Annotated in this window: 1 pseudogene; it reads right to left on the bottom strand. The window is 67.4% G+C overall.

Annotated features, from left to right (window positions below):
• Positions 1-34: 34 nt before the first annotated feature.
• A pseudogene (locus CRO07_RS18235) lies at positions 35-1,289 on the bottom strand (IS256 family transposase).
• Between the last annotated feature and the right edge of the window lie 128 nt (positions 1,290-1,417).

The following is a 1,417-nucleotide window of genomic DNA, read 5'->3' as shown; positions in this document are numbered from 1 at the left end:
AGGAGCGCCGACCCTCGGAGAGGTCAGGGCATGATCAGGTCGCCACGGCGGGCAGCCTGACGGTGGGATTGTCGGTGACGCGGGCGAGCGTTTCAAGGCTCATGTAGCGCCGCGCGACCGCCCATTCGTAGTTGGTTTCCAGCATCAGCGCGCCGACGAGGCGGATGATGGCCTCGTCGTTGGGGAGTGAGGGCCATCGCCCGAACGCCGATGACGTCGGCGCGCCGCTTCACTTCGCGGTTCACCCGCTCCAGAGGGTTCGTCGAGGCGATCTGGGTCCAATGCTCCCGTGGGAAGGACATGTAGGCCAGCGCGTCGTCGCGGGAGCTGTCCATCAGGGCGCCGAGCTTGGGCTGCTTTTCGCGGAGCGCGTCGGCCACGATCTGCCACTGGGCTTCGGCCTCGGCCTTGGTTTCATGCGCGAAGATCGTCTTCAGCATCGCCGCCACGGCGGTGCGCGGCTTGGCCGGGGCGTGGGCCAGCGCGTTCCTCATCCAGTGAATGCGGCACCTCTGGTGGGTGGCGTTGAAGACCCGGCGCGCTGCGGCCCGGAGGCCCTTGTGGTCGTCGGCGATCACCAGCTTGACGCCCCGCAGACCGCGGTCGGCGAGGCTGCGCAGGAACTCAATCCAGAAGGTTTCGGCCTCCGAGGGGCCGGTGGCGACGCCCAGCACTTCCCGCTTGCCGTCCTCGTTGACCGCCACGGCGATTATCACGGCACGGCTGATGATCCGTCCGCCCTCACGCACCTTCACATAGGTGGCGTCGAGCCAGAGGTAGGGCCATGCGCCCTCCAGGGGCCGGGTCAGGAAGGCGTTCACCCGCTCGTCGATCTCGGTGCAAAGACGGCTGACCTGGCTCTTGGACATGCCGCCCGCGCCCATCGCCTTGACCAGATCGTCGACCGAGCGCGTCGAGACGCCATGGACATCGTTCGTCGGGCGGTCCTTCCACTGAAAGGCCCGCTGATCCTCCTCACCCTGGATCACCGCCACGAGGGCCTTCTCGGCGGTGCGGCGCGGTTCAAGGAAGCTGGGGAAGTAGCTGCCCTTGCGCAGCTTCGGGATCTCCAGCGCGATCCGCCCGGCTCGGGTATCCCAATCGCGGTCGCGGTATCCGTTGCGCTGAACCTCCCGCATCGGCGTTCGCACACCCTTGGCCGCGCCGGTCCGCGTCTCCACCTCGGCATCCATGATCCGCTCAGCCGCGAAGGCCAGCATCTCGCGCACAAGATCGCCGTCAGCCTCCTTCTCAACCAGCTCGATCAGCGCCATTCTCTCTTCGGTCATCGTCGTCTCCGCTTCAGGTTCAAGGTCTCGCAACCCAAACCTTCTCCGAAGATCGGCGATGACCGCCAGCGTCACCCACGGCCGCGCGCTGCGCTACGCCGGAGGCTCCGCGCGCGGCCTCCTACACC

Source organism: Cereibacter ovatus, assembly GCF_900207575.1.
Classification (GTDB): Bacteria; Pseudomonadota; Alphaproteobacteria; order Rhodobacterales; family Rhodobacteraceae; genus Cereibacter_A; species Cereibacter_A ovatus.
The sequence above is the reverse complement of the archived record's forward strand: the minus strand, read 5'-3'. Positions and strand labels throughout refer to the sequence as shown.